Below are 19,867 nucleotides of genomic sequence, written 5' to 3'. Positions count from 1 at the left end.
TTCGGAGTGATGCCCCCGCCGGGAACCGGCAGACAAACAGGAGATAGACGTGATCCAGCAGGAGTCGCGACTGCGTGTCGCCGACAACACTGGTGCCAAGGAGATCCTTTGCATCCGTGTTCTCGGTGGTTCCGGTCGCCGCTACGCGGGCATCGGTGACGTCATCGTTGCCACCGTCAAGGACGCGATCCCCGGTGGCAACGTGAAGAAGGGTGACGTCGTCAAGGCGGTCATCGTTCGCACCGTGAAGGAACGCCGCCGCCAGGACGGCTCGTACATCCGCTTCGACGAGAACGCCGCCGTCATTCTGAAGAACGACGGCGACCCTCGCGGCACCCGTATCTTCGGCCCGGTGGGCCGTGAGCTGCGCGAGAAGAAGTTCATGAAGATCATCTCGCTCGCGCCGGAGGTGCTGTAAGCATGAAGATCAAGAAGGGCGACCTGGTTCAGGTCATCACCGGTAAGGACAAGGGCAAGCAGGGCAAGGTCATTCTGGCCATCCCTACTGAGAACCGCGTCCTGGTCGAGGGTGTCAACCGGGTCAAGAAGCACACCAAGGCCGGCCAGACCGCTGGTGGCTCGCAGACCGGTGGCATCGTGATCACCGAGGCGCCGATCCACGTCAGCAACGTTCAGCTGGTTGTGGAGAAGGACGGCCAGAAGGTCGTTACCCGCGTCGGTTTCCGCTTCGATGACGAGGGCAACAAGATCCGCGTTGCCAAGCGGACGGGTGAGGACATCTGATGGCTACCACTCCGCGTCTCAAGACGAAGTACCGCGAGGACATCGCGGGCAAGCTGCGTGAAGAGTTCTCCTACGAGAACGTCATGCAGATTCCCGGCCTCGTGAAGATCGTGGTCAACATGGGTGTGGGCGACGCCGCCCGCGACTCCAAGCTGATCGACGGCGCCATCAAGGACCTGACGACGATCACCGGTCAGAAGCCGGCCGTCACGAAGGCCCGCAAGTCCATCGCGCAGTTCAAGCTGCGCGAGGGTCAGCCGATCGGCTGCCACGTCACCCTCCGTGGTGACCGCATGTGGGAGTTCCTGGACCGTACGCTGTCGCTCGCGCTGCCGCGTATCCGTGACTTCCGTGGTCTGTCGCCGAAGCAGTTCGACGGCCGTGGCAACTACACCTTCGGTCTCACGGAGCAGGTCATGTTCCACGAGATCGACCAGGACAAGATCGACCGTACCCGGGGTATGGACATCACCGTGGTCACCACGGCGACCAACGACGACGAGGGCCGCGCCCTCCTTCGTCACCTCGGCTTCCCCTTCAAGGAGGCGTAAGCGAGATGGCGAAGAAGGCTCTCATCGCGAAGGCTGCCCGTAAGCCCAAGTTCGGTGTGCGTGCGTACACCCGCTGCCAGCGCTGCGGTCGCCCCCACTCCGTGTACCGCAAGTTCGGCCTGTGCCGCGTGTGCCTTCGTGAGATGGCTCACCGTGGCGAGCTGCCGGGCGTGACCAAGAGCTCCTGGTAATTCCCTCTCGTCCGCGAGGACTTGAGGAGTACCAGGCACTCTCGGTAAGCATCTGGACGGCGGATGCCCGGCCGCGCATGCCTTAGGCTTGTGTGGTTGGGCGTCCGCCGCCCATAACGACTTACTACGCCGTAGGTCCCCGCACCGCACCCGTCCCGCCACTGAGCGGGGAGAGGGATGGCGCATACAGGAAACCCCGGCGAGAGAGGCCGAAGGCCACTTCATGACCATGACTGACCCGATCGCAGACATGCTCACGCGTCTGCGTAACGCTAACTCGGCGTACCACGACTCCGTCGTGATGCCGCACAGCAAGATCAAGTCGCACATCGCAGAAATCCTCAAGCAGGAGGGTTTCATCACCGGCTGGAAGGTCGAGGACGCCGAGGTCGGCAAGAACCTCGTCCTCGAGCTGAAGTTCGGCCCGAACCGCGAGCGCTCCATTGCGGGCATCAAGCGGATCTCGAAGCCCGGTCTGCGTGTGTACGCAAAGTCCACCAACCTGCCGAAGGTGCTCGGCGGCCTGGGCGTGGCGATCATCTCCACGTCCCACGGTCTGCTCACCGGCCAGCAGGCAGGCAAGAAGGGCGTAGGTGGGGAAGTCCTCGCCTACGTCTGGTAGTCGGGAACGGAGGAAAAGCAATGTCGCGAATCGGCAAGCTCCCCATCCAGGTTCCCGCCGGTGTGGACGTCACCATCGACGGCCAGGCTGTGGCTGTGAAGGGCCCCAAGGGTTCCCTCGCGCTCACCGTCAAGGCGCCGATCGAGATCGTCAAGGGTGAGGACGGCGTTCTGAACGTCACCCGCCCCAACGACGAGCGTCAGAACAAGGCCCTGCACGGCCTGTCCCGCACGCTGGTGGCGAACATGATCACCGGCGTGACCACGGGTTACGTCAAGGCTCTTGAGATCAGCGGTGTCGGTTACCGCGTCGCCGCGAAGGGCTCCAACCTGGAGTTCCAGCTTGGTTACAGCCACCCGATCCTGATCGAGGCGCCCGAGGGCATCTCCTTCAAGGTCGAGTCGCCCACCAAGTTCTCGGTCGAGGGCATCGACAAGCAGAAGGTCGGCGAGGTCGCCGCCAACATCCGCAAGCTGCGGAAGCCCGACCCGTACAAGGCCAAGGGTGTCAAGTACGCCGGCGAAGTCATCCGCCGCAAGGTCGGAAAGGCTGGTAAGTAGCCATGGCATACGGTGTAAAGATCGCCAAGGGCGACGCGTACAAGCGTGCCGCCAAGGCCCGCCGCCACATCCGCATCCGCAAGAACGTCTCGGGTACGGCGGAGCGTCCGCGCCTCGTCGTGACGCGTTCCAACCGCAACATCGTTGCTCAGGTCATCGACGACCTCCAGGGTCACACCCTGGCGTCCGCGTCGACCCTGGACACCTCGATCCGCGGTGGCGAAGGCGACAAGAGCGCCCAGGCCCAGGCCGTCGGCGCACTCGTCGCCGAGCGTGCCAAGGCCGCGGGTGTCGAGACCGTCGTGTTCGACCGCGGTGGCAACCGATACGCCGGGCGCATTGCCGCTCTGGCTGACGCCGCCCGCGAAGCCGGGCTGAAGTTCTAAGCCCCGTTTTCCGGGACTCACGGACGTAACAGAGAGAGGTAATCCAATGGCTGGACCCCAGCGCCGCGGAAGCGGTGCCGGTGGCGGCGAGCGGCGGGACCGGAAGGGTCGCGACGGTGGCCCTGCCGCCGAGAAGACCGCTTACGTTGAGCGCGTTGTCGCGATCAACCGCGTCGCCAAGGTTGTCAAGGGTGGTCGCCGCTTCAGCTTCACCGCGCTGGTCGTGGTGGGCGACGGTGACGGCACTGTAGGTGTCGGTTACGGCAAGGCCAAGGAAGTTCCCGCGGCCATCGCCAAGGGTGTCGAGGAAGCCAAGAAGTCCTTCTTCAAGGTTCCGCGCATCCAGGGCACCATTCCTCACCCGATCACGGGCGAGCGCGCCGCGGGCGTCGTGCTGCTGAAGCCGGCCGCCCCTGGTACCGGTGTTATCGCCGGTGGCCCGGTGCGCGCCGTTCTGGAGTGCGCCGGCGTTCACGACATCCTGTCGAAGTCGCTCGGCTCTTCCAACGCGATCAACATCGTGCACGCGACCGTGGCGGCCCTCAAGGGCCTGCAGCGTCCCGAGGAGATCGCGGCTCGCCGTGGTCTGCCCCTCGAGGACGTCGCTCCCGCGGCTCTGCTTCGTGCACGTGCTGGGGCGGGTGCGTAATGGCTCGCCTCAAGGTCACGCAGATCAAGTCGTACATCGGCAGCAAGCAGAACCACCGCGACACGCTGCGTTCGCTCGGGCTCAAGCGCCTGAACGACGTCGTCGTCAAGGAGGACCGCCCCGAGTTCCGCGGAATGGTTCACACCGTCCGCCACCTCGTGACGGTTGAGGAGGTTGACTAACATGGCTGAGAGCAGCCCGCTGAAGGCCCACAACCTCCGTCCCGCCCCCGGCGCCAAGACCGCGAAGACCCGTGTCGGTCGTGGTGAGGCGTCGAAGGGTAAGACGGCCGGTCGTGGTACGAAGGGCCAGAAGGCCCGCTACCAGATCCCGCAGCGCTTCGAGGGTGGGCAGATGCCCCTCCACATGCGTCTGCCGAAGCTCAAGGGCTTCAAGAACCCGTTCCGCACCGAGTTCCAGGTCGTGAACCTGGACAAGCTCGGCGCTCTCTACCCCGAGGGTGGAGAGGTCACGGTGGCCGACCTGGTCGCCAAGGGCGCGGTTCGCAAGAACAGCCTCGTCAAGGTCCTGGGCCAGGGCGAGATCTCCGTGGCGCTGCAGGTTTCGGTTGACGCCGTTTCCGGCTCCGCCAAGGAGAAGATTGCCGCCGCTGGTGGCTCTGTGACCGAGCTCGTCTAAGACGAACTCAGTGACAAATAGCTAGAAACCCGACCGGGGATGCCTCACATATGGGGCATCCCCGGTTGGTCGTTCCATGGGAGGTGCAGACGCCGGTAAGGTGGCTGCACCTTTGCTTGTAAACATTCGTCGATCCCTCAGACCGTCACCTCTGACGCAGTAGCGCGGGGGTCGCAGGAGGCACCGTGCTCACCGCGTTCGCCCGGGCGTTCAAGACGCCCGACCTGCGCAAGAAGCTGCTTTTCACGCTCGCCATCATCGCGCTGTACCGACTCGGTTCCCACGTGCCGGTACCCGGTGTGAGCTACAAGAACGTTCAGATCTGTGTGGACCAGATGGGGGCGGGCAACAACAGCCTCTTCGGTCTCGTCAACATGTTCAGCGGTGGCGCGCTGCTCCAGATCACGATCTTTGCGCTCGGCATCATGCCGTACATCACGGCGAGCATCATCCTGCAGCTGCTGACCGTGGTCATCCCGAAGCTGGAGAACCTCAAAAAAGAGGGTCAGTCCGGCACGGCGAAGATCACTCAGTACACGCGCTATCTGACGGTCGCGCTCGCGATCCTGCAGGGCACCGGCCTCGTCGCCACCGCCCGCAGCGGCGCCCTCTTCCAGGGCTGCATGGTCAAGGACCAGATCGTCCCCGACCGTTCGATCTTCACGACCGTCGTCATGGTGCTCACCATGACCGCCGGCACCTGCCTCGTCATGTGGCTCGGTGAGCTCATCACCGACCGGGGCATCGGCAACGGCATGTCGATCCTTATGTTCATCTCGATCGCCGCGGGCTTCGTCGGCTCCCTGTGGGCCATCAAGGAGCAGGGCAAGATCGCGGGCGGCTGGGTCGAGTTCGGCGTGGTCATCCTGGTCGGCCTCGCGATGGTGGCCCTGGTGGTCTTCGTCGAGCAGGCGCAGCGGCGGATCCCGGTCCAGTACGCGAAGCGCATGATCGGCCGGCGCGCGTACGGCGGCACCTCGACGTACATCCCCCTCAAGGTGAACCAGGCCGGTGTCATCCCGGTCATCTTCGCCTCGTCGCTGCTGTACATCCCGGCGCTGATCGTCCAGTTCAGTGGCTCTCAGGCCGGCTGGGCGACCTGGATCAGCAAGCACTTCGTCAAGGGCGACCACCCGTACTACATCGCTACCTACTTCCTCCTGATCGTCTTCTTCGCGTTCTTCTACGTGGCGATCTCGTTCAACCCCGAGGAAGTTGCAGACAACATGAAGAAGTATGGTGGGTTCATTCCGGGCATCCGCGCCGGTCGGCCTACCGCCGAGTACCTGAGCTACGTACTCAACCGGATCACCTGGCCGGGGTCGCTGTACCTGGGTCTGATCGCTCTTGTGCCGACGATGGCGTTGGCCGGCTTCGGAGCGAACCAGAACTTCCCGTTCGGCGGGACGAGCATCCTGATCATCGTGGGTGTGGGTCTGGAAACCGTGAAGCAGATCGAGAGCCAGCTCCAGCAGCGTAATTACGAAGGGTTCCTCCGCTGATGCGAATCGTCCTCGTCGGCCCGCCGGGCGCGGGCAAGGGAACGCAGGCGACTGTGCTTGCCGAGACCTTGTCGATCCCCCACATCTCCACGGGCGACCTGTTCCGGGCCAACATCAGCCAGGGCACCGAGCTCGGCCGGCGTGCGAAGGCGTTCATGGACGCGGGTGACCTCGTCCCGGACGAGATCACCATCGGCATGGCCAAGGACCGCATGGAGCAGGAGGACGCCGCCGGCGGTTTCCTGCTCGACGGTTTCCCGCGCAACGTGTCCCAGGCGGAAGCCCTCGACGTGATGCTGAAGGCCGGCGCCATGAACCTCGACGCCGTCCTCGACCTGGAGGTCGAGGAGGACGAGGTCGTCAAGCGCCTCGCCGGGCGGCGCACCTGCCGCAAGGACAGCTCGCACATCTACCACGTGGACTACCGGCCGTCGAAGGTCGAGGGTGTCTGCGACATCGACGGCGGCGAGCTGTACGTGCGCGAGGACCAGACCGAGGACGCCGTGCGCAACCGGCTGGAGGTCTACCACACCCAGACCGAGCCGATCATCGACTACTACAAGGCCCAGGGCCTCGTGTCGACGATCCCGGCCCTGGGTGAGGTCAAGGACGTCACGCAGCGCGCGCTGGACGCCCTCAAGAAGTAGCGAGCAGTAGTCTCACCTGTAGTGCAGCCCCGGCCGCGGTGTCCCCAGGACGCCGCGGCCGTACTGTTGAAAGACCCGAATCCGAAGGTGGCAGGTACGTCATGGTCCAGATCAAGACCCCCGAGCAGATCGCGAAGATGCGTGAGGCGGGGCTTGTCGTCGCTGCGATCCACGCGGCGACCCGTGAGGCGGCCGTGCCGGGCGCCACGACGCGGGATCTGGACATGGTGGCCCGCAAGGTCATCGCGGACGCCGGTGCCAAGTCGAACTTCCTCGGGTACGGCGGGTTCCCCGCGACCATCTGCACCTCGGTGAACGAGGTCGTGGTCCACGGCATCCCCGACGACAAGACGGTCCTCAAGGACGGCGACATCATCTCGATCGACGCCGGCGCGATCGTCGACGGCTGGCACGGCGACGCCGCGTACACCGCTTTCGTGGGCTCCGGGCACGCCCCTGAGCTCGTGGAGCTCTCCCGGGTGACCGAGGAGTCCATGTGGGCCGGCATTGCCGCCATGAAGCTCGGCAACCGCCTCGTGGACATCTCCAAGGCGATCGAGACGTACATCAAGCGGCAGCCGCGTCCCACCACGGGTGAGCACAGCCTCGGCAGGTTCGGGATCATCGAGGACTACGGCGGCCACGGCATCGGTTCCGAGATGCACATGGACCCGCACCTGCTGAACTACGTCTCGCGCAAGCGGGGCAAGGGCATCAAGCTCGTCCCGGGCCTGTGCCTGGCGATCGAGCCGATGGTCTCCCTGGGCACCGCCCAGACGGAGGTCCTGGCGGACGACTGGACGGTCATCACCACGGACGGCACCTGGTCCTCGCACTGGGAGCACTCCATCGCCCTGACCGAGGAGGGGCCGATCGTGCTGACCTCCCCGGACTGCGGCAAGGCGAAGCTGGCGGAGTACGGCGTGAGCACGGCGCCGGACCCGCTGGGCTGACGCACAAGCCGGTGGGCCGACCGGTATGGGCAGGATTGATGATCTATCCTGTGGGGCACACTTTCCGGATTCGTCTTTCGGAAGGCCCTGACGTAGACTGACTCGTCGGCTCCTTTGCACCCGCATGTCCGCATGCGAAGGCGGGGAGCTGATCAAGGTAGCCGATTCGAAAGGCGAAGCGTGGCCAAGAAGCAAGGTGCCATCGAAATCGAGGGCACCGTGATCGAGTCCCTCCCGAACGCGATGTTCAAGGTGGAACTCCAGAACGGTCACAAGGTCCTCGCGCACATCAGCGGCAAGATGCGCATGCACTACATCCGCATCCTCCCTGATGACCGGGTTGTCGTGGAGCTCTCTCCGTACGACCTCACGCGTGGCCGGATCGTCTACCGATACAAGTAGATCTTGTCTTCACTCCCGTTCGGACGTCTTGTCCCGACGCGGGTGGTGGCACTGACCCGGAGAACCTCACCAACATGAAGGTCAAGCCGAGCGTCAAGAAGATCTGCGACAAGTGCAAGGTGATCCGCCGTCACGGTCGGGTCATGGTCATCTGCGACAACCTGCGCCACAAGCAGCGCCAGGGCTGACGCACGCCGACCGACCTGCACTACGCAGTTCTTCGCGCGACGTAAGAAAACGTACATACGCAGAACCCGCCCAGTCCTGACCAGGACCGGCGGCACCTCCGGCGGGGGCCGGGGACCCGGGCGTACCACCACCCATCAGGTGTGGTCGGCGGTCGGGGTTCGGTTCTGCGGAAGACCCCCGAACACACAGGAGCCATTGAATGGCACGCGTTTCCGGTGTTGACATCCCGCGCGAAAAGCGTGTGGAGATCGCACTTACCTACGTCTTCGGTGTCGGTCGCACCCGGTCCAAGGAAATCCTTGCGGCCACCGGTGTGAACCCCGACACCCGCGTTCGTGACCTGGCCGAAGAGGACCTGGTCAAGATCCGCGAGTACGTGGACGCCAACCTCCGCACCGAGGGTGACCTCCGCCGCGAGATCCAGGCCGACATCCGTCGCAAGGTCGAGATCCAGTGCTACCAGGGTGTTCGCCACCGTCGTGGCCTGCCCGTGCACGGTCAGCGCACCAGCACGAACGCCCGTACCCGCAAGGGTCCGCGTCGCGCGATCGCCGGTAAGAAGAAGCCGGGCAAGAAGTAGTCCTGTTCAGCGGTCTTGCGCTGTAGGACCGACCACCTCCCGTAGGAGATTTAGATGCCCCCCAAGGGTCGTCAGGGCGCTGCCAAGAAGGTGCGCCGCAAGGAAAAGAAGAACGTCGCTCATGGGCACGCCCACATCAAGAGCACGTTCAACAACACCATCGTCTCGATCACGGACCCCGCGGGCAACGTGATCTCCTGGGCCTCCGCCGGCCACGTCGGCTTCAAGGGCTCGCGCAAGTCCACCCCCTTCGCCGCGCAGATGGCCGCTGAGTCGGCCGCCCGTCGCGCGCAGGAGCACGGCATGCGCAAGGTCGACGTCTTCGTCAAGGGTCCCGGCTCCGGCCGTGAGACCGCGATCCGCTCCCTCCAGGCCACTGGCCTCGAGGTCGGCTCGATCCAGGACGTCACCCCCACCCCGCACAACGGCTGCCGTCCGCCCAAGCGTCGCCGCGTCTGATTCGGCGACGCCGGGCTTCGCGCCTGTGCGTCTTTGAGTGTCCGGGCGGTACGAACCCCTCGCGGGGGACGTACCGCCCGTACCCTTGTAGTCCGCGGACCCGTGCACACATCGGGGCCGCATCCGTCGGGCGTCAAATAGTGGGCGTCCACGAATGAAGGAATCCACATGCTTATCGCTCAGCGCCCCTCGCTGACCGAAGAGGTCGTAGACGAGTACCGCTCGCGGTTCGTGATCGAGCCGCTCGAGCCGGGCTTCGGCTACACCCTCGGCAACTCGCTCCGCCGCACGCTCCTGTCCTCGATCCCGGGTGCCGCTGTCACCAGCATCCGCGTGGACGGCGTCCTGCACGAGTTCACCACCGTGCCGGGTGTCAAGGAAGACGTCACCGACATCATCCTCAACATCAAGCAGCTGGTCGTCTCCTCGGAGCACGACGAGCCGGTCGTGATGTACCTGCGCAAGCAGGGTCCCGGCCTGGTCACCGCTGCCGACATCGCGCCCCCGGCCGGTGTCGAGGTGCACAACCCGGACCTGGTCCTCGCCACGCTCAACGGCAAGGGCAAGCTGGAGATGGAGCTGACCGTCGAGCGCGGTCGCGGCTACGTCTCCGCCGTCCAGAACAAGCAGCTGGGCCAGGAGATCGGTCGCATCCCGATCGACTCCATCTACAGCCCGGTCCTCAAGGTCACCTACAAGGTCGAGGCGACCCGAGTCGAGCAGCGCACCGACTTCGACAAGCTGATCGTCGACGTCGAGACCAAGCAGGCCATGCGCCCGCGCGACGCCATGGCGTCCGCCGGTAAGACCCTGGTCGAGCTGTTCGGTCTGGCCCGCGAGCTCAACATCGACGCCGAGGGCATCGACATGGGCCCCTCGCCGACGGACGCGGCCCTGGCCGCTGATCTCGCCCTGCCGATCGAGGAGCTCGAGCTCACCGTTCGGTCGTACAACTGCCTCAAGCGCGAGGGCATCCACTCCGTGGGTGAGCTCGTCGCCCGCTCCGAGGCCGACCTGCTCGACATCCGCAACTTCGGTGCGAAGTCGATCGACGAGGTCAAGGCGAAGCTGGCCGGCATGGGCCTGGCCCTCAAGGACAGCCCGCCCGGATTCGACCCGACCGCCGCGGCTGACGCCTTCGGCGCCGACGACGACGCGGACGCCGGTTTCGTCGAGACCGAGCAGTACTAAGCACCACCAGAAACTTTCCCGCGGCATCCGCCTCGGGGGAACTGTCACCGGTACCTGACACGGCCGGTGCAGATATGAAGGAGTATGACCATGCCGCGTCCCGCAAAGGGTGCCCGTCTGGGCGGCAGCGCCGCGCACGAGAAGCACCTCCTCGCGAACCTCGCGAAGTCGCTCTTCGAGCACGGCCGCATCACCACCACCGAGGCCAAGGCCCGTCGCCTGCGTCCCTACGCCGAGCGTCTGGTGACCAAGGCCAAGAAGGGCGACATCCACAACCGTCGCCTGGTGCTGCAGACGATCACGGACAAGAGCATCGTGCACACGCTGTTCACCGAGATCGCCCCGCGCTACGAGAACCGCCCCGGTGGTTACACGCGCATCACCAAGATCGGCAACCGTCGTGGCGACAACGCCCCGATGGCCGTGATCGAGCTGGTCGAGGCCCTTACGGTCGCCCAGCAGGCCACTGGTGAGGCCGAGGCCGCCACCAAGCGCGCCGTGAAGGAGGCGGAGGCCACCGAGGCTCCCGCCGCCGAGGAGACCAAGGAGGCCTGATCCCTTCCGGGATCACGCTGAATGGCTCTGAACGGGTCCGCCCCCTTACCGGGGCGGGCCCGTTCTGCATTCGTGCCGAAGACGCGGCCGAGAGAGGATCTGTCACGTGAGTGACGAGGTGGAGCCCGGGCACGTCCGGGTGCGGCTGGACCTGAGCTACGACGGCAAGGACTTCTCCGGCTGGGCGAAGCAGCGCGTGCTGCGGACCGTCCAGGGGGAGCTGGAGTCGGCCCTGCAGACCGTGATGCGGCTGCCCGACCCGGTGGAGCTGACCGTGGCCGGCCGGACCGACGCGGGCGTGCACGCACGCGGGCAGGTCGCGCAGTTCGACGTACGGGACGAGGTGTGGGCCGAGCACCAGGACAAGCTGCTGCGCCGCCTCGCCGGGCGGCTGCCGCACGACGTACGGGTGTGGAAGGCCGCCGAGGCCCCGGCCGGCTTCAACGCGCGGTTCTCCGCGATCTGGCGCCGCTACGCCTACCGCGTGGGCGACCACCAGGCCGGCGTGGACCCGCTGCGCCGCGGGCACGTGCTCTGGTACCAGTGGCCGCTCGACGTGGACGCCATGAACGAGGCCGCCGCCGCACTGGTCGGGGAGCACGACTTCGCCGCGTACTGCAAGAAGCGCGAGGGGGCCACGACCATCCGCACCCTCCAGCAGCTCAGCTGGGAGCGGGACGTGGAGGGGATCATCACCGCGACCGTCCGCGCCGACGCCTTCTGTCACAACATGGTCCGCTCCCTGGTCGGCGCCCTGCTGCACGTCGGCGACGGCCACCGGAGCACCGACTGGCCCGGGAAGGTGCTGGCCGCGGCCGTACGGGATTCCTCGGTGCACGTGGTCAAGCCGCACGGGCTGACGCTGGAGGAGGTCGGCTACCCCGCCGACGAGCTGCTGGCCGCCCGCAGCAAGGAAGCGCGGAACCTGCGGACGCTGCCCGCGGCCGGCTGCTGCTAGTGCCCGCCTAATCCGTTTGGGCGGATCGGCGCCGGACCTGGACAATGCCCCGCATGGGACATCTCGAAGCCAGCCACCTGGAGTACTACCTTCCTGACGGGCGGGTCCTGCTCCCCGACGTCTCCTTCCGGGTGGGGGAGGGGTCGGTCGTCGCCCTGGTCGGGGCGAACGGGGCCGGCAAGACCACGCTGCTGAAGATGATCTCCGGCGAGCTCCAGCCGCACGGCGGCGGCGTGACCGTCAGCGGCGGGCTGGGCGTGATGTCGCAGTTCGTGGGCTCGGTCCGCGACGAGACGACCGTACGGGACCTGCTGGTCTCGGTGTCCCAGCCGCGGATCCGGGAGGCGGCCAAGGCCGTGGACCGCGCCGAGCAGCTGATCCTCACGGTGGACGACGAGCCCGCCCAGATGGCCTACGCCCAGGCGCTGAGCGACTGGGCCGACGTGCAGGGGTACGAGGCGGAGACGCTGTGGGACGTCTGCACGATGGCCGCGCTGGCGATCCCGTACGACTCGGCGCAGTTCCGCGAGGTGCGCACGCTCTCGGGCGGTGAGCAGAAGCGGCTGGTCCTGGAGGCGCTGCTGCGCGGGCCGGACGAGGTGCTGCTGCTCGACGAGCCGGACAACTACCTGGACGTCCCGGGCAAGCGGTGGCTGGAGGAGCAGCTCAAGGCCACCCGCAAGACGGTGCTCTTCGTCAGCCACGACCGGGAGCTGCTGACCCAGTCCGCCGAGAAGATCATCAGCCTGGAGGCGAGCCCGAACGGCTCGGACGTCTGGGTGCACGGTGCGGGCTTCGCCACCTTCCACGACGCCCGCAAGGAGCGCTTCGCGCGCTTCGAGGAGCTCAAGCGGCGCTGGGACGAGGAGCACGCCCGGCTGAAGGCCCTGGTGCTGCGCCTGCGCGGCCAGGCCGCGATCAGCCCGGACATGGCCTCGCGGTACCACGCGATGCAGACCCGCTTCAAGAAGTTCGAGGAGGCCGGGCCGCCGCCCGAGCCGCCGCGCGAGCAGGACATCAAGATGCGGCTCAAGGGCGGCCGTACGGGCGTGCGCGCGCTCACGGTGGAGAACCTGGAGCTCACCGGGCTGATGAAGCCCTTCTCCCTGGAGGTCTTCTACGGGGAGCGGGTCGCGGTCCTGGGCTCGAACGGCTCCGGGAAGTCGCACTTCCTGCGCCTGATGGCGGGGGAGGACGTCAAGCACACGGGTACGTGGAAGCTCGGCGCCCGCGTGGTGCCCGGCCACTTCGCGCAGACCCACGCCCACCCCGAGCTGTTCGGCCGCACGCTCGTGGACATCCTGTGGACGGAGGCGGCGAAGCCGCTCGGCCAGGCGATGGGCGCCCTGCGCCGCTACGAGCTGGAGCGCCAGGGCGAGCAGCCCTTCGAGAGGCTCTCGGGCGGCCAGCAGGCGCGTTTCCAGATCCTGCTGCTGGAGCTGGCCGGTACGACCGCGCTGCTCCTGGACGAGCCCACGGACAACCTCGACCTGGAATCGGCGGAGGCGCTGCAGGACGGGCTGGAGGCGTACGACGGCACTGTGCTGTGCGTCACGCACGACCGGTGGTTCGCGCGCACATTTGACCGTTACCTGGTCTTCGGTTCAGACGGTGTTGTGCGGGAGACTACGGAGCCCGTCTGGGACGAACGTAGGGTCGAGCGGAAGCGCTAGGGGGAGACCACCCCCGGCTTGGGTCGAGGGGACTTCGTAGTGGGGCTGCGGCCGAGTGTCTGGGTCATGAAATGGGACAGCCCGTCGTCCTGGGACCGGGGGGTGGCCTGGCTGCTGAAGCCGGCCCCCCGGTCCTGGCGGTTCGTGGGCCTGGTGATCCTGCTGTCGGTGTCGGTCGCGGCGAGCCTGCGGGTGAACTGGGGCTCGGACAACGCCTTCGTGGTCAAGGCGGCCGACGCCCTGCTCGCCGGGGTCTCCCCGTACGAGGACAAGCGGTTCCTCTACCTGCCCAGCGCCGTGATCATGGCGATTCCCGAGGCCCTGCTGCCGGAGCCGCTGCTGCGCGTGGTGCTCCCGCTGGGGATGACCGGGCTCGTCGGCCTCGGCTGGTGGGCCTCGCTGCGCTTGTTCTCGGTACCGGTGCGCTCGCGGCTCGCGGTCGGCGGTTTCGCGCTGTTCGCGCTGGCGTACAAGCCGTACATCAACCTCGTGCTGATCGCGAACTGGACGGCCATCTCGGCCGCCGCCCTGCCGGTGGCGCTGCTGCTGGCACACCGAAAGCACTGGGCCGCGGCCGGGCTGGTGGTGGGCCTCGCTATCGCCTGCAAGCCGATGCTGGTGCCGATCGGGCTGCTCTTCCTGCTGGCCCGGCAGTGGCGGGGGCTGGCGCTGGCGGTGGGCGTGCCGGTGGGGCTCTCGCTGGCGGGGGCGCTGATGATGCCGCACCCGATGCTCTTCTTCACCAAGACCCTGCCCTTCCTGCTCCAGGGCCAGGATTCCTACGCGCTGCCCTGGGACGCCTCGCCGATCGCCGCGCTGCCGCGGCTGGGGGTGCCCGGGCCGCTGGCGGTGCTGCTGGCCTTCGCGGGGGCCGGCTGCGGACTGTGGGCGACCTGGCGCCGGTGGCGGCGGCCGGTCGAGGTGGACGGCGACGGCGGTGAGCTGAGGCTGGTGGAGACCGCCTGCATGGTGATGCTCGCCGCGTTCCTGGTGTCGCGGCCCTCCTTCGACCACTACCTCATCGTGGTGCTCCCGCTGCTGCTGGCGTCGGGGGTGCGGGAGGGCTCGATGCCGCGCTCGCCCTGGTTCTGGGTGGCTCTGCTGCCGCAGACGGCGGGCATCCCGTGGCCCTCGGAGTTCGAGGCCAAGAGGAGGGCGTTCCGGGACATGGTGACCCTGTGCGCACTCGCCGGACTGCTGGCGCGTCAAGCACTGCGGTCGCGCCGGGGTACTCTGGAGCTTGTACGAACTACGGGGTCCCCACCCAGGACCGAACCGGAGTGCGCCGCGAGCCCCGTGCAAACGGGATCGCGGACCGCGTTTTGACCCTTCCAGGTCTTCAGGGGTACCCTGCTGGTTCGTTATGCGTATTGGCTTTCTCATTCTCACGTGAATCTGCCTTACGCCGGTCCACCGGGCCGATGACCAGCGGTACACACGGGTTGCGTCTCCGATGTGAACCAGGGCTGTCGTGATCGTCCGTGGTGACCCATGTCAGGACCCGTCCCTCGGGCTCACCCCCCGGGGATGACCCACCACTGAAGAAGCGAAGGCATACGCGTGCGTACGTTCAGCCCCAAGCCCGGCGACATCTCGCGCCAGTGGCACGTCATCGACGCCCAGGACGTTGTCCTCGGCCGTCTGGCGACCCAGGCCGCTACCCTCCTGCGGGGTAAGCACAAGCCGACTTACGCCCCCCACATGGACATGGGCGACTTTGTCATCATCATCAACGCCGACAAGGTCCACCTGTCCGGCAACAAGGCGACCCAGAAGATGGCGTACCGCCACTCCGGGTTCCCGGGCGGCCTGCGTTCGGTCCGCTACGACGACCTCCTGGCGAACAACCCGGAGAAGGCCGTCGAGAAGGCCATCAAGGGCATGATCCCCAAGAACACCCTGGGCCGTCAGATGCTCTCGAAGCTGAAGGTCTACTCGGGCGATGTGCACCCCCACGCTGCTCAGCAGCCGGTGCCGTTCGAGATCACCCAGGTCGCGCAGTAGTTCCGGCCACCACACCCCCTAAGACAAGAAACTTCTGAGGAGCATCGTGGCCGAGACCACCGCCGAGACGACCCCCGTCGAAGAGTTCGAGGGCAACGTCGAGGAGTACACCACCGAGACCGCGGACGTAGTCGAGGGTGACTACACGTCCGAGTCCCTTGCCGGTCGCTTCGGTGACCCCCAGCCGGCCGCCGGCCTGGGCCGTCGCAAGAACGCCATCGCCCGCGTCCGGATCGTTCCGGGCACCGGCAAGTGGAAGATCAACGGTCGCACCCTTGAGGACTACTTCCCCAACAAGGTGCACCAGCAGGAAGTCAACGACCCGTTCAAGCTCCTTGAGCTGGACAACCGCTACGACGTCATCGCCCGCATCTCGGGTGGCGGCATCTCCGGCCAGGCCGGCGCCCTGCGCCTCGGTGTGGCCCGTGCGCTGAACGAGGCGGACCAGGACAACAACCGCCCGGCGCTGAAGAAGGCCGGCTTCCTCTCCCGCGACGACCGTGCGGTCGAGCGCAAGAAGGCCGGTCTCAAGAAGGCCCGTAAGGCTCCGCAGTACAGCAAGCGTTAATCACGCCCGCTGTTCAGCACGAATCCGCCCCGGCAGCACTCTGTGTGCTGCCGGGGCGGTTCGTTTACCGCCAAAAGCGGCAAATAATTGGCACAACTGCTCACAGCGAAGTGTGAACTCGGGAGGACAACAGTGGGACGACTCTTCGGGACGGACGGTGTACGAGGCGTCGCCAACGCGGATCTGACGGCCGAGCTGGCGCTCGGTCTCTCCGTGGCGGCCGCGCACGTACTGGCCGAGGCGGGCACCTTCGAGGGCCACCGGGCCACGGCCGTGGTCGGCCGGGATCCCCGGGCCTCGGGCGAGTTCCTGGAGGCCGCAGTCGTCGCGGGCCTCGCGAGCGCGGGCGTGGACGTCCTGCGCGTCGGTGTGCTGCCCACCCCGGCGGTGGCGTATCTCACCGGTGCGCTGGGCGCCGACCTCGGCGTCATGCTCTCGGCCAGCCACAACGCCATGCCCGACAACGGCATCAAGTTCTTCGCGCGCGGCGGCCACAAGCTCGCCGACGAGCTGGAGGACCGGATCGAGTCGGTCTACGACGACCACCGCACGGGTGCTCCCTGGGACCGTCCGACGGGCGCCGGTGTCGGCCGCGTCTCCGACTACACCGAGGGCTTCGACAAGTACGTCGCCCACCTCATGGGTGTCCTGCCCAACCGCCTCGACGGCCTCAAGGTGGTCCTCGACGAGGCGCACGGCGCGGCCGCCTTCGTCTCGCCCGAGGCCTTCACCCGGGCCGGCGCGGAGATCGTCACCATCGGTGCCGAGCCCGACGGCCTGAACATCAACGACGGCTGCGGCTCCACCCACCTCGGTCTGCTGAAGCAGGCCGTCGTCGAGCACGGGGCCGACCTCGGCATCGCGCACGACGGTGACGCCGACCGCTGCCTCGCCGTGGACGGCAACGGCGAGGAGGTCGACGGGGACCAGATCCTCGCGGTGCTCGCGCTGGCGATGCGCGAGGCCGGGCACCTGCGCGAGGACACCGTCGTCGCCACCGTGATGTCGAACCTGGGCTTCAAGCTGGCCATGGAGTCCGAGGGCATCAACGTCGTGCAGACGGGCGTCGGCGACCGGTACGTCCTGGAGTCGATGAAGGAGCACGGGTACGCGCTGGGCGGCGAGCAGTCCGGCCACGTGATCATCCTCGACCACGCCACCACCGGCGACGGCACCCTGACCGGCCTGATGCTGGCGGCCCGGATCGCGGCCACCGGCACGCCCCTGGCCGAGCTGACCGGGATCATGACGCGGCTGCCGCAGGTCCTGGTCAACGTCCCCGACGTGGACAGGTCGCGGGTCACCACCTCCGCCGAGCTGGCCGCGGCCGTCGCCGACGCGGAGCGGGAGCTCGGCACGACCGGGCGCGTCCTGCTGCGCCCGTCGGGCACCGAGCCCCTCGTACGGGTGATGGTGGAGGCCGCCGACATCGAGCAGGCCCGCGCGGTCGCCGGCCGCCTCGCGGACGTCGTGAAGTCGGCGCTCGGCTAGAGCCCGCCTTCCCGTCACGACAGCGGCCCCGCGCTACGAAGCTTCGTAGCGCGGGGCCGCTGTCGTGAGGCGTGGCGGGGGCTCAGGCCTTGGCCGGCGTCCGCCGCCGCCAGCGGCCCCGCTGGGTGCGCCACAGGAGCTTTTGGCAGAGCAGGGTCAGGACGCCGGCCAGCATGATGCCGAAGAGGTTCAGCAGGAGCTGCTTGATGGAGCCCGACATCTGGGCGTACTCCCCGTAGCCGAGGGCCACGGCCGCGTTGGCGGCGGCCGGGACCGTGGTGACCGAGATCGCGACGCCGACCAGCGCCCCGGACTTCGCCGAGGTCAGGGAGAGCACCCCGGCCACGCCCGCGAGCAGCGCCACCACGAAGGAGAACAGGTCCGGCTGCCAGATGAAGCTGGTGTTGGGGCGGGGCTTGTCCAGCATCTCGTGGTGGAACAGCCCGAGGGCGTCCATGACCAGGGTGAAGAGGGTGGTCGCGACCATCGCGGAGGCGAAGCCCACCAGCAGGGCGATCAGCGAGCGGGCGGCCAGCCTGGGGGCGCGCTGCACCAGGGCGGTGCAGACGCCCGCGAGCGGTCCGAACTCCGGGCCGACCGCCATCGCGCCCACGATGAGGATGGCGTTGTCGAGGATCACACCGCAGGCCGCGATCATCGTGGCGACGATCATGAAGGCGCTGTAGGTGATGCTGAGGGTGGACTCCTCGTGGGTCGCCTCGCTCAGCTGCTCCCACAGGACGGCGTCGGCGGCCTCGCCCGGCGCCTCCTCCTCGGCCCGGTCGGCGCGCTCCGAGAGGGACAGGTCGATGTTCTCGACCGCGATCGACCCGTCCTTGTCGATGCCGAGCTCCCGGAGCTCGTTCAGGAGCTCGTCGCCCGCCTCCCGCGCGACGTCGCACAGCACGATGTCGCCCGCCGGGATGCGGGCGGCCCCGGGCAGCACGGCCAGATGGGTGGTGCCGACCGTCCCCTCGACGATCTTGACCACGGCATCGGTGCGGTCCGACGGAATGATCATCCGTAGATGCAGCATGGCCGCACCCTAGCCTCCGCCGGCCCCCGCCATCAGATGGCGCTCAGAGCTTGCGCAGACTCAGCTTCTGCACCTTGTGGTCCGGGCCCTTGCGGACCACGAGGGTGGCGCGGCCGCGGGTCGGGGCCACGTTCTCCAGCAGGTTGGGCTTGTTGATGGTCCGCCACATCGTCTGCGCGTACTCCAGCGCCTCCTCCTCGGAGACCTGCGTGTACTTGCGGAAGTAGGAGAAGGGGTTCTGGAACGCCGTCTCGCGCAGCTTGCGGAACCGGTTGAGGTACCAGCGTTCGATGTCCTCGGGGCGGGCGTCCACGTACACGCTGAAGTCGAAGTAGTCGGCGAGGCCGACCCGGGTGCGGCCGTCCTTGCCGGGCATGGCCGGCTGCAGGACGTTGAGCCCCTCGACGATCAGGATGTCGGGACGGCGCACGACGAGCCGCTCGTCGGGGACGATGTCGTAGATCAGGTGGGAGTAGACCGGGGCCGTGACCTCGTCCTTGCCCGCCTTGATGTCGGCGACGAAGCGGGTCAGCGCGCGGCGGTCGTAGGACTCGGGGAAGCCCTTGCGGGCGGTCAGACCGCGCCGTTCGAGCTCCTTCATCGGGTAGAGGAAGCCGTCGGTGGTGACCAGCTCCACGCGCGGGTGCTCCGGCCAGCGGGCCAGGAGCGCCTGGAGGAGACGGGCCACGGTGGACTTGCCCACCGCGACCGAACCGGCGACCCCTATGACGAAGGGGGTGCCCGTCTGGGCGCCGTGGCCGTTGCCCGCGTCGCCCAGGAAGGTGTTGAGGGTGCCGCGCAGGTTGCTGGTGGCGCCGACGTACAGGTTCAGCAGGCGGGACAGCGGCAGGTAGACGTCGCGGACCTCGTCGAGGTCGATGACGTCGCCCAGTCCCCGCAGCCGCTCGACCTCGTCGGCCGTCAGCGGGAGCGGGGTGCGCTCGCGCAGGGCGCTCCACTCCGCACGGGTGAGGTCCACGTAGGGGGAGGCCTCGTGGCCCCGGCGGCGCGTGGGGTGCGCGGCGTGCTCGGGGTGCCGGGGCTCGGTCTGCGGGGCCTGCTGGGCCTGCGCAGGGGGCTCCGATCCGTCGGGGCGCTCCGTTGCGCGGTCCGGCGTGCTTCGTGGCGGCGAAGAGATCACACGGCCATTGTCACGGGTCGCGGGCCACAGTGGGTGGTGTGGTCGGTCACGTGGAGCGGGGCCTTATGGCCCGGGGTGGGTGGGATGTACGGGCGGCGGTCTCGATGGGGAGCCCCCGGAGTACCGGCAGGGTCACGATGCGTGCCGGGTGCGGGCAACCCCGGCGCGGTGTGCCA

At 67.6% G+C, this 19,867-nt stretch carries 27 protein-coding genes; 25 read left to right on the top strand and 2 right to left on the bottom strand.

Going from position 1 to position 19,867, the window contains the following annotated elements; all coding sequences use genetic code 11:
- Positions 1-49 precede the first annotated feature (49 nt).
- The 25 genes from rplN (at position 50) to glmM (ending at position 17,514) form a co-directional block, all read left to right on the top strand.
- On the top strand, positions 50-418 hold the full coding sequence (gene rplN / locus OG730_RS17280) for a 50S ribosomal protein L14 (protein WP_003956455.1): 369 nt from the start codon (positions 50-52) through the stop codon (positions 416-418).
- A gap of 2 nt (positions 419-420) precedes the next feature.
- Complete coding sequence (gene rplX / locus OG730_RS17275) at positions 421-744, top strand: 50S ribosomal protein L24 (RefSeq protein WP_215023444.1); 324 nt, start codon at positions 421-423, stop codon at positions 742-744.
- Positions 744-1,295 carry a 50S ribosomal protein L5 gene (gene rplE, locus OG730_RS17270; protein ID WP_030388859.1) on the top strand — a complete coding sequence of 184 codons (552 nt, stop codon included), beginning with the start codon at positions 744-746 and terminating at the stop codon, positions 1,293-1,295. The genes rplX and rplE overlap by 1 nt, the downstream gene beginning before the upstream one ends.
- 5 nt (positions 1,296-1,300) lie before the next feature.
- Complete coding sequence (locus OG730_RS17265; RefSeq protein WP_003956452.1) at positions 1,301-1,486, top strand: type Z 30S ribosomal protein S14; 186 nt, start codon at positions 1,301-1,303, stop codon at positions 1,484-1,486.
- A gap of 223 nt (positions 1,487-1,709) precedes the next feature.
- Entirely contained in the window at positions 1,710-2,108 is a 399-nt protein-coding gene (rpsH, locus tag OG730_RS17260; RefSeq protein WP_008739698.1) for a 30S ribosomal protein S8, read from the top strand.
- 20 nt (positions 2,109-2,128) lie between these two features.
- On the top strand, positions 2,129-2,668 hold the full coding sequence (gene rplF / locus OG730_RS17255; RefSeq protein WP_243333369.1) for a 50S ribosomal protein L6: 540 nt from the start codon (positions 2,129-2,131) through the stop codon (positions 2,666-2,668).
- A gap of 2 nt (positions 2,669-2,670) precedes the next feature.
- On the top strand, positions 2,671-3,054 hold the full coding sequence (gene rplR / locus OG730_RS17250) for a 50S ribosomal protein L18 (RefSeq protein WP_008739696.1): 384 nt from the start codon (positions 2,671-2,673) through the stop codon (positions 3,052-3,054).
- 46 nt (positions 3,055-3,100) lie between these two features.
- Entirely contained in the window at positions 3,101-3,703 is a 603-nt protein-coding gene (gene rpsE, locus OG730_RS17245; RefSeq protein ID WP_008739695.1) for a 30S ribosomal protein S5, read from the top strand.
- On the top strand, positions 3,703-3,885 hold the full coding sequence (rpmD, locus tag OG730_RS17240) for a 50S ribosomal protein L30 (protein ID WP_112447741.1): 183 nt from the start codon (positions 3,703-3,705) through the stop codon (positions 3,883-3,885). Before rpsE ends, rpmD begins: the two co-directional genes overlap by 1 nt.
- A gap of 1 nt (position 3,886) precedes the next feature.
- On the top strand, positions 3,887-4,342 hold the full coding sequence (rplO, locus tag OG730_RS17235) for a 50S ribosomal protein L15 (protein ID WP_243333371.1): 456 nt from the start codon (positions 3,887-3,889) through the stop codon (positions 4,340-4,342).
- Positions 4,343-4,527: 185 nt separating this feature from the next.
- Positions 4,528-5,844, top strand: a complete 1,317-nt coding sequence (secY, locus tag OG730_RS17230) for a preprotein translocase subunit SecY (protein WP_327305087.1) — start codon at positions 4,528-4,530, stop codon at positions 5,842-5,844.
- Positions 5,844-6,491 carry an adenylate kinase gene (locus OG730_RS17225; RefSeq protein ID WP_327305086.1) on the top strand — a complete coding sequence of 216 codons (648 nt, stop codon included), beginning with the start codon at positions 5,844-5,846 and terminating at the stop codon, positions 6,489-6,491. Before secY ends, OG730_RS17225 begins: the two co-directional genes overlap by 1 nt.
- A 101-nt stretch (positions 6,492-6,592) precedes the next feature.
- Positions 6,593-7,444, top strand: a complete 852-nt coding sequence (gene map, locus OG730_RS17220) for a type I methionyl aminopeptidase (protein WP_327305085.1) — start codon at positions 6,593-6,595, stop codon at positions 7,442-7,444.
- 180 nt (positions 7,445-7,624) lie between these two features.
- Positions 7,625-7,846: a translation initiation factor IF-1 gene (gene infA, locus OG730_RS17215; protein ID WP_003956442.1), complete on the top strand. Its 222-nt coding sequence runs from the start codon at positions 7,625-7,627 to the stop codon at positions 7,844-7,846.
- Between the two features lie 74 nt (positions 7,847-7,920).
- Complete coding sequence (rpmJ, locus tag OG730_RS17210) at positions 7,921-8,034, top strand: 50S ribosomal protein L36 (RefSeq protein WP_003956441.1); 114 nt, start codon at positions 7,921-7,923, stop codon at positions 8,032-8,034.
- 200 nt (positions 8,035-8,234) lie between these two features.
- On the top strand, positions 8,235-8,615 hold the full coding sequence (rpsM, locus tag OG730_RS17205; protein WP_053682609.1) for a 30S ribosomal protein S13: 381 nt from the start codon (positions 8,235-8,237) through the stop codon (positions 8,613-8,615).
- Positions 8,616-8,669: 54 nt separating this feature from the next.
- A complete protein-coding gene (gene rpsK, locus OG730_RS17200; RefSeq protein ID WP_006376016.1) occupies positions 8,670-9,074 on the top strand; it encodes a 30S ribosomal protein S11 in 405 nt (134 codons plus the stop codon).
- A 168-nt stretch (positions 9,075-9,242) separates the two neighbouring features.
- A complete protein-coding gene (locus OG730_RS17195; RefSeq protein WP_008739666.1) occupies positions 9,243-10,265 on the top strand; it encodes a DNA-directed RNA polymerase subunit alpha in 1,023 nt (340 codons plus the stop codon).
- 90 nt (positions 10,266-10,355) lie between these two features.
- Entirely contained in the window at positions 10,356-10,820 is a 465-nt protein-coding gene (gene rplQ, locus OG730_RS17190) for a 50S ribosomal protein L17 (RefSeq protein ID WP_281204238.1), read from the top strand.
- 106 nt (positions 10,821-10,926) lie between these two features.
- Positions 10,927-11,778, top strand: coding sequence for a tRNA pseudouridine(38-40) synthase TruA (gene truA, locus OG730_RS17185; protein WP_327305084.1), 852 nt, complete (start codon positions 10,927-10,929; stop codon positions 11,776-11,778).
- 53 nt (positions 11,779-11,831) lie between these two features.
- Positions 11,832-13,451, top strand: coding sequence for an ABC-F family ATP-binding cassette domain-containing protein (locus OG730_RS17180; RefSeq protein WP_327305083.1), 1,620 nt, complete (start codon positions 11,832-11,834; stop codon positions 13,449-13,451).
- 66 nt (positions 13,452-13,517) lie between these two features.
- The gene (locus OG730_RS17175) at positions 13,518-14,777 is read left to right on the top strand and encodes a glycosyltransferase family 87 protein (RefSeq protein WP_327305082.1); all 1,260 of its coding nucleotides are present in this window, start codon (positions 13,518-13,520) and stop codon (positions 14,775-14,777) included.
- Positions 14,778-15,011: 234 nt separating this feature from the next.
- The gene (rplM, locus tag OG730_RS17170; RefSeq protein WP_112447734.1) at positions 15,012-15,455 is read left to right on the top strand and encodes a 50S ribosomal protein L13; all 444 of its coding nucleotides are present in this window, start codon (positions 15,012-15,014) and stop codon (positions 15,453-15,455) included.
- 46 nt (positions 15,456-15,501) lie between these two features.
- Positions 15,502-16,023 carry a 30S ribosomal protein S9 gene (gene rpsI, locus OG730_RS17165; RefSeq protein WP_327305081.1) on the top strand — a complete coding sequence of 174 codons (522 nt, stop codon included), beginning with the start codon at positions 15,502-15,504 and terminating at the stop codon, positions 16,021-16,023.
- 132 nt (positions 16,024-16,155) lie between these two features.
- Positions 16,156-17,514, top strand: coding sequence for a phosphoglucosamine mutase (glmM, locus tag OG730_RS17160; protein ID WP_327305080.1), 1,359 nt, complete (start codon positions 16,156-16,158; stop codon positions 17,512-17,514).
- Between the two features lie 82 nt (positions 17,515-17,596).
- Here glmM and OG730_RS17155 read toward each other — a convergent pair whose 3' ends face one another.
- Both OG730_RS17155 and coaA read right to left on the bottom strand, forming a co-directional pair.
- Positions 17,597-18,550, bottom strand: a complete 954-nt coding sequence (locus OG730_RS17155; protein WP_327305079.1) for a DUF389 domain-containing protein — start codon at positions 18,548-18,550, stop codon at positions 17,597-17,599.
- Between the two features lie 43 nt (positions 18,551-18,593).
- Positions 18,594-19,529 carry a type I pantothenate kinase gene (coaA, locus tag OG730_RS17150; RefSeq protein ID WP_327309303.1) on the bottom strand — a complete coding sequence of 312 codons (936 nt, stop codon included), beginning with the start codon at positions 19,527-19,529 and terminating at the stop codon, positions 18,594-18,596.
- Positions 19,530-19,867 lie beyond the last annotated feature (338 nt).

Source organism: Streptomyces sp. NBC_01298 (assembly GCF_035978755.1).
Lineage (GTDB): Bacteria > Actinomycetota > Actinomycetes > Streptomycetales > Streptomycetaceae > Streptomyces.
This window is presented reverse-complemented; position numbering and strand designations above follow the sequence as displayed.

What these genes read in the sequence shown, in the direction of transcription:
- rpsE (WP_008739695.1), top strand. Translation starts at nt 3,101, where the DNA reads ATGGCTGGACCCCAGCGCCGCGGAAGCGGTGCCGGTGGCGGCGAGCGG.
- rplR (WP_008739696.1), top strand. Translation starts at nt 2,671, where the DNA reads ATGGCATACGGTGTAAAGATCGCCAAGGGCGACGCGTACAAGCGTGCC.
- rplE (WP_030388859.1), top strand. Translation starts at nt 744, where the DNA reads ATGGCTACCACTCCGCGTCTCAAGACGAAGTACCGCGAGGACATCGCG.
- OG730_RS17155 (WP_327305079.1), bottom strand. Translation starts at nt 18,550, where the DNA reads ATGCTGCATCTACGGATGATCATTCCGTCGGACCGCACCGATGCCGTG.
- OG730_RS17265 (WP_003956452.1), top strand. Translation starts at nt 1,301, where the DNA reads ATGGCGAAGAAGGCTCTCATCGCGAAGGCTGCCCGTAAGCCCAAGTTC.
- OG730_RS17225 (WP_327305086.1), top strand. Translation starts at nt 5,844, where the DNA reads ATGCGAATCGTCCTCGTCGGCCCGCCGGGCGCGGGCAAGGGAACGCAG.
- rpsM (WP_053682609.1), top strand. Translation starts at nt 8,235, where the DNA reads ATGGCACGCGTTTCCGGTGTTGACATCCCGCGCGAAAAGCGTGTGGAG.
- rpmD (WP_112447741.1), top strand. Translation starts at nt 3,703, where the DNA reads ATGGCTCGCCTCAAGGTCACGCAGATCAAGTCGTACATCGGCAGCAAG.
- rplQ (WP_281204238.1), top strand. Translation starts at nt 10,356, where the DNA reads ATGCCGCGTCCCGCAAAGGGTGCCCGTCTGGGCGGCAGCGCCGCGCAC.
- rpsK (WP_006376016.1), top strand. Translation starts at nt 8,670, where the DNA reads ATGCCCCCCAAGGGTCGTCAGGGCGCTGCCAAGAAGGTGCGCCGCAAG.
- rplF (WP_243333369.1), top strand. Translation starts at nt 2,129, where the DNA reads ATGTCGCGAATCGGCAAGCTCCCCATCCAGGTTCCCGCCGGTGTGGAC.
- OG730_RS17180 (WP_327305083.1), top strand. Translation starts at nt 11,832, where the DNA reads ATGGGACATCTCGAAGCCAGCCACCTGGAGTACTACCTTCCTGACGGG.
- OG730_RS17175 (WP_327305082.1), top strand. Translation starts at nt 13,518, where the DNA reads ATGAAATGGGACAGCCCGTCGTCCTGGGACCGGGGGGTGGCCTGGCTG.
- rpsH (WP_008739698.1), top strand. Translation starts at nt 1,710, where the DNA reads ATGACCATGACTGACCCGATCGCAGACATGCTCACGCGTCTGCGTAAC.
- rplO (WP_243333371.1), top strand. Translation starts at nt 3,887, where the DNA reads ATGGCTGAGAGCAGCCCGCTGAAGGCCCACAACCTCCGTCCCGCCCCC.
- OG730_RS17195 (WP_008739666.1), top strand. Translation starts at nt 9,243, where the DNA reads ATGCTTATCGCTCAGCGCCCCTCGCTGACCGAAGAGGTCGTAGACGAG.
- rplX (WP_215023444.1), top strand. Translation starts at nt 421, where the DNA reads ATGAAGATCAAGAAGGGCGACCTGGTTCAGGTCATCACCGGTAAGGAC.
- rpmJ (WP_003956441.1), top strand. Translation starts at nt 7,921, where the DNA reads ATGAAGGTCAAGCCGAGCGTCAAGAAGATCTGCGACAAGTGCAAGGTG.
- map (WP_327305085.1), top strand. Translation starts at nt 6,593, where the DNA reads ATGGTCCAGATCAAGACCCCCGAGCAGATCGCGAAGATGCGTGAGGCG.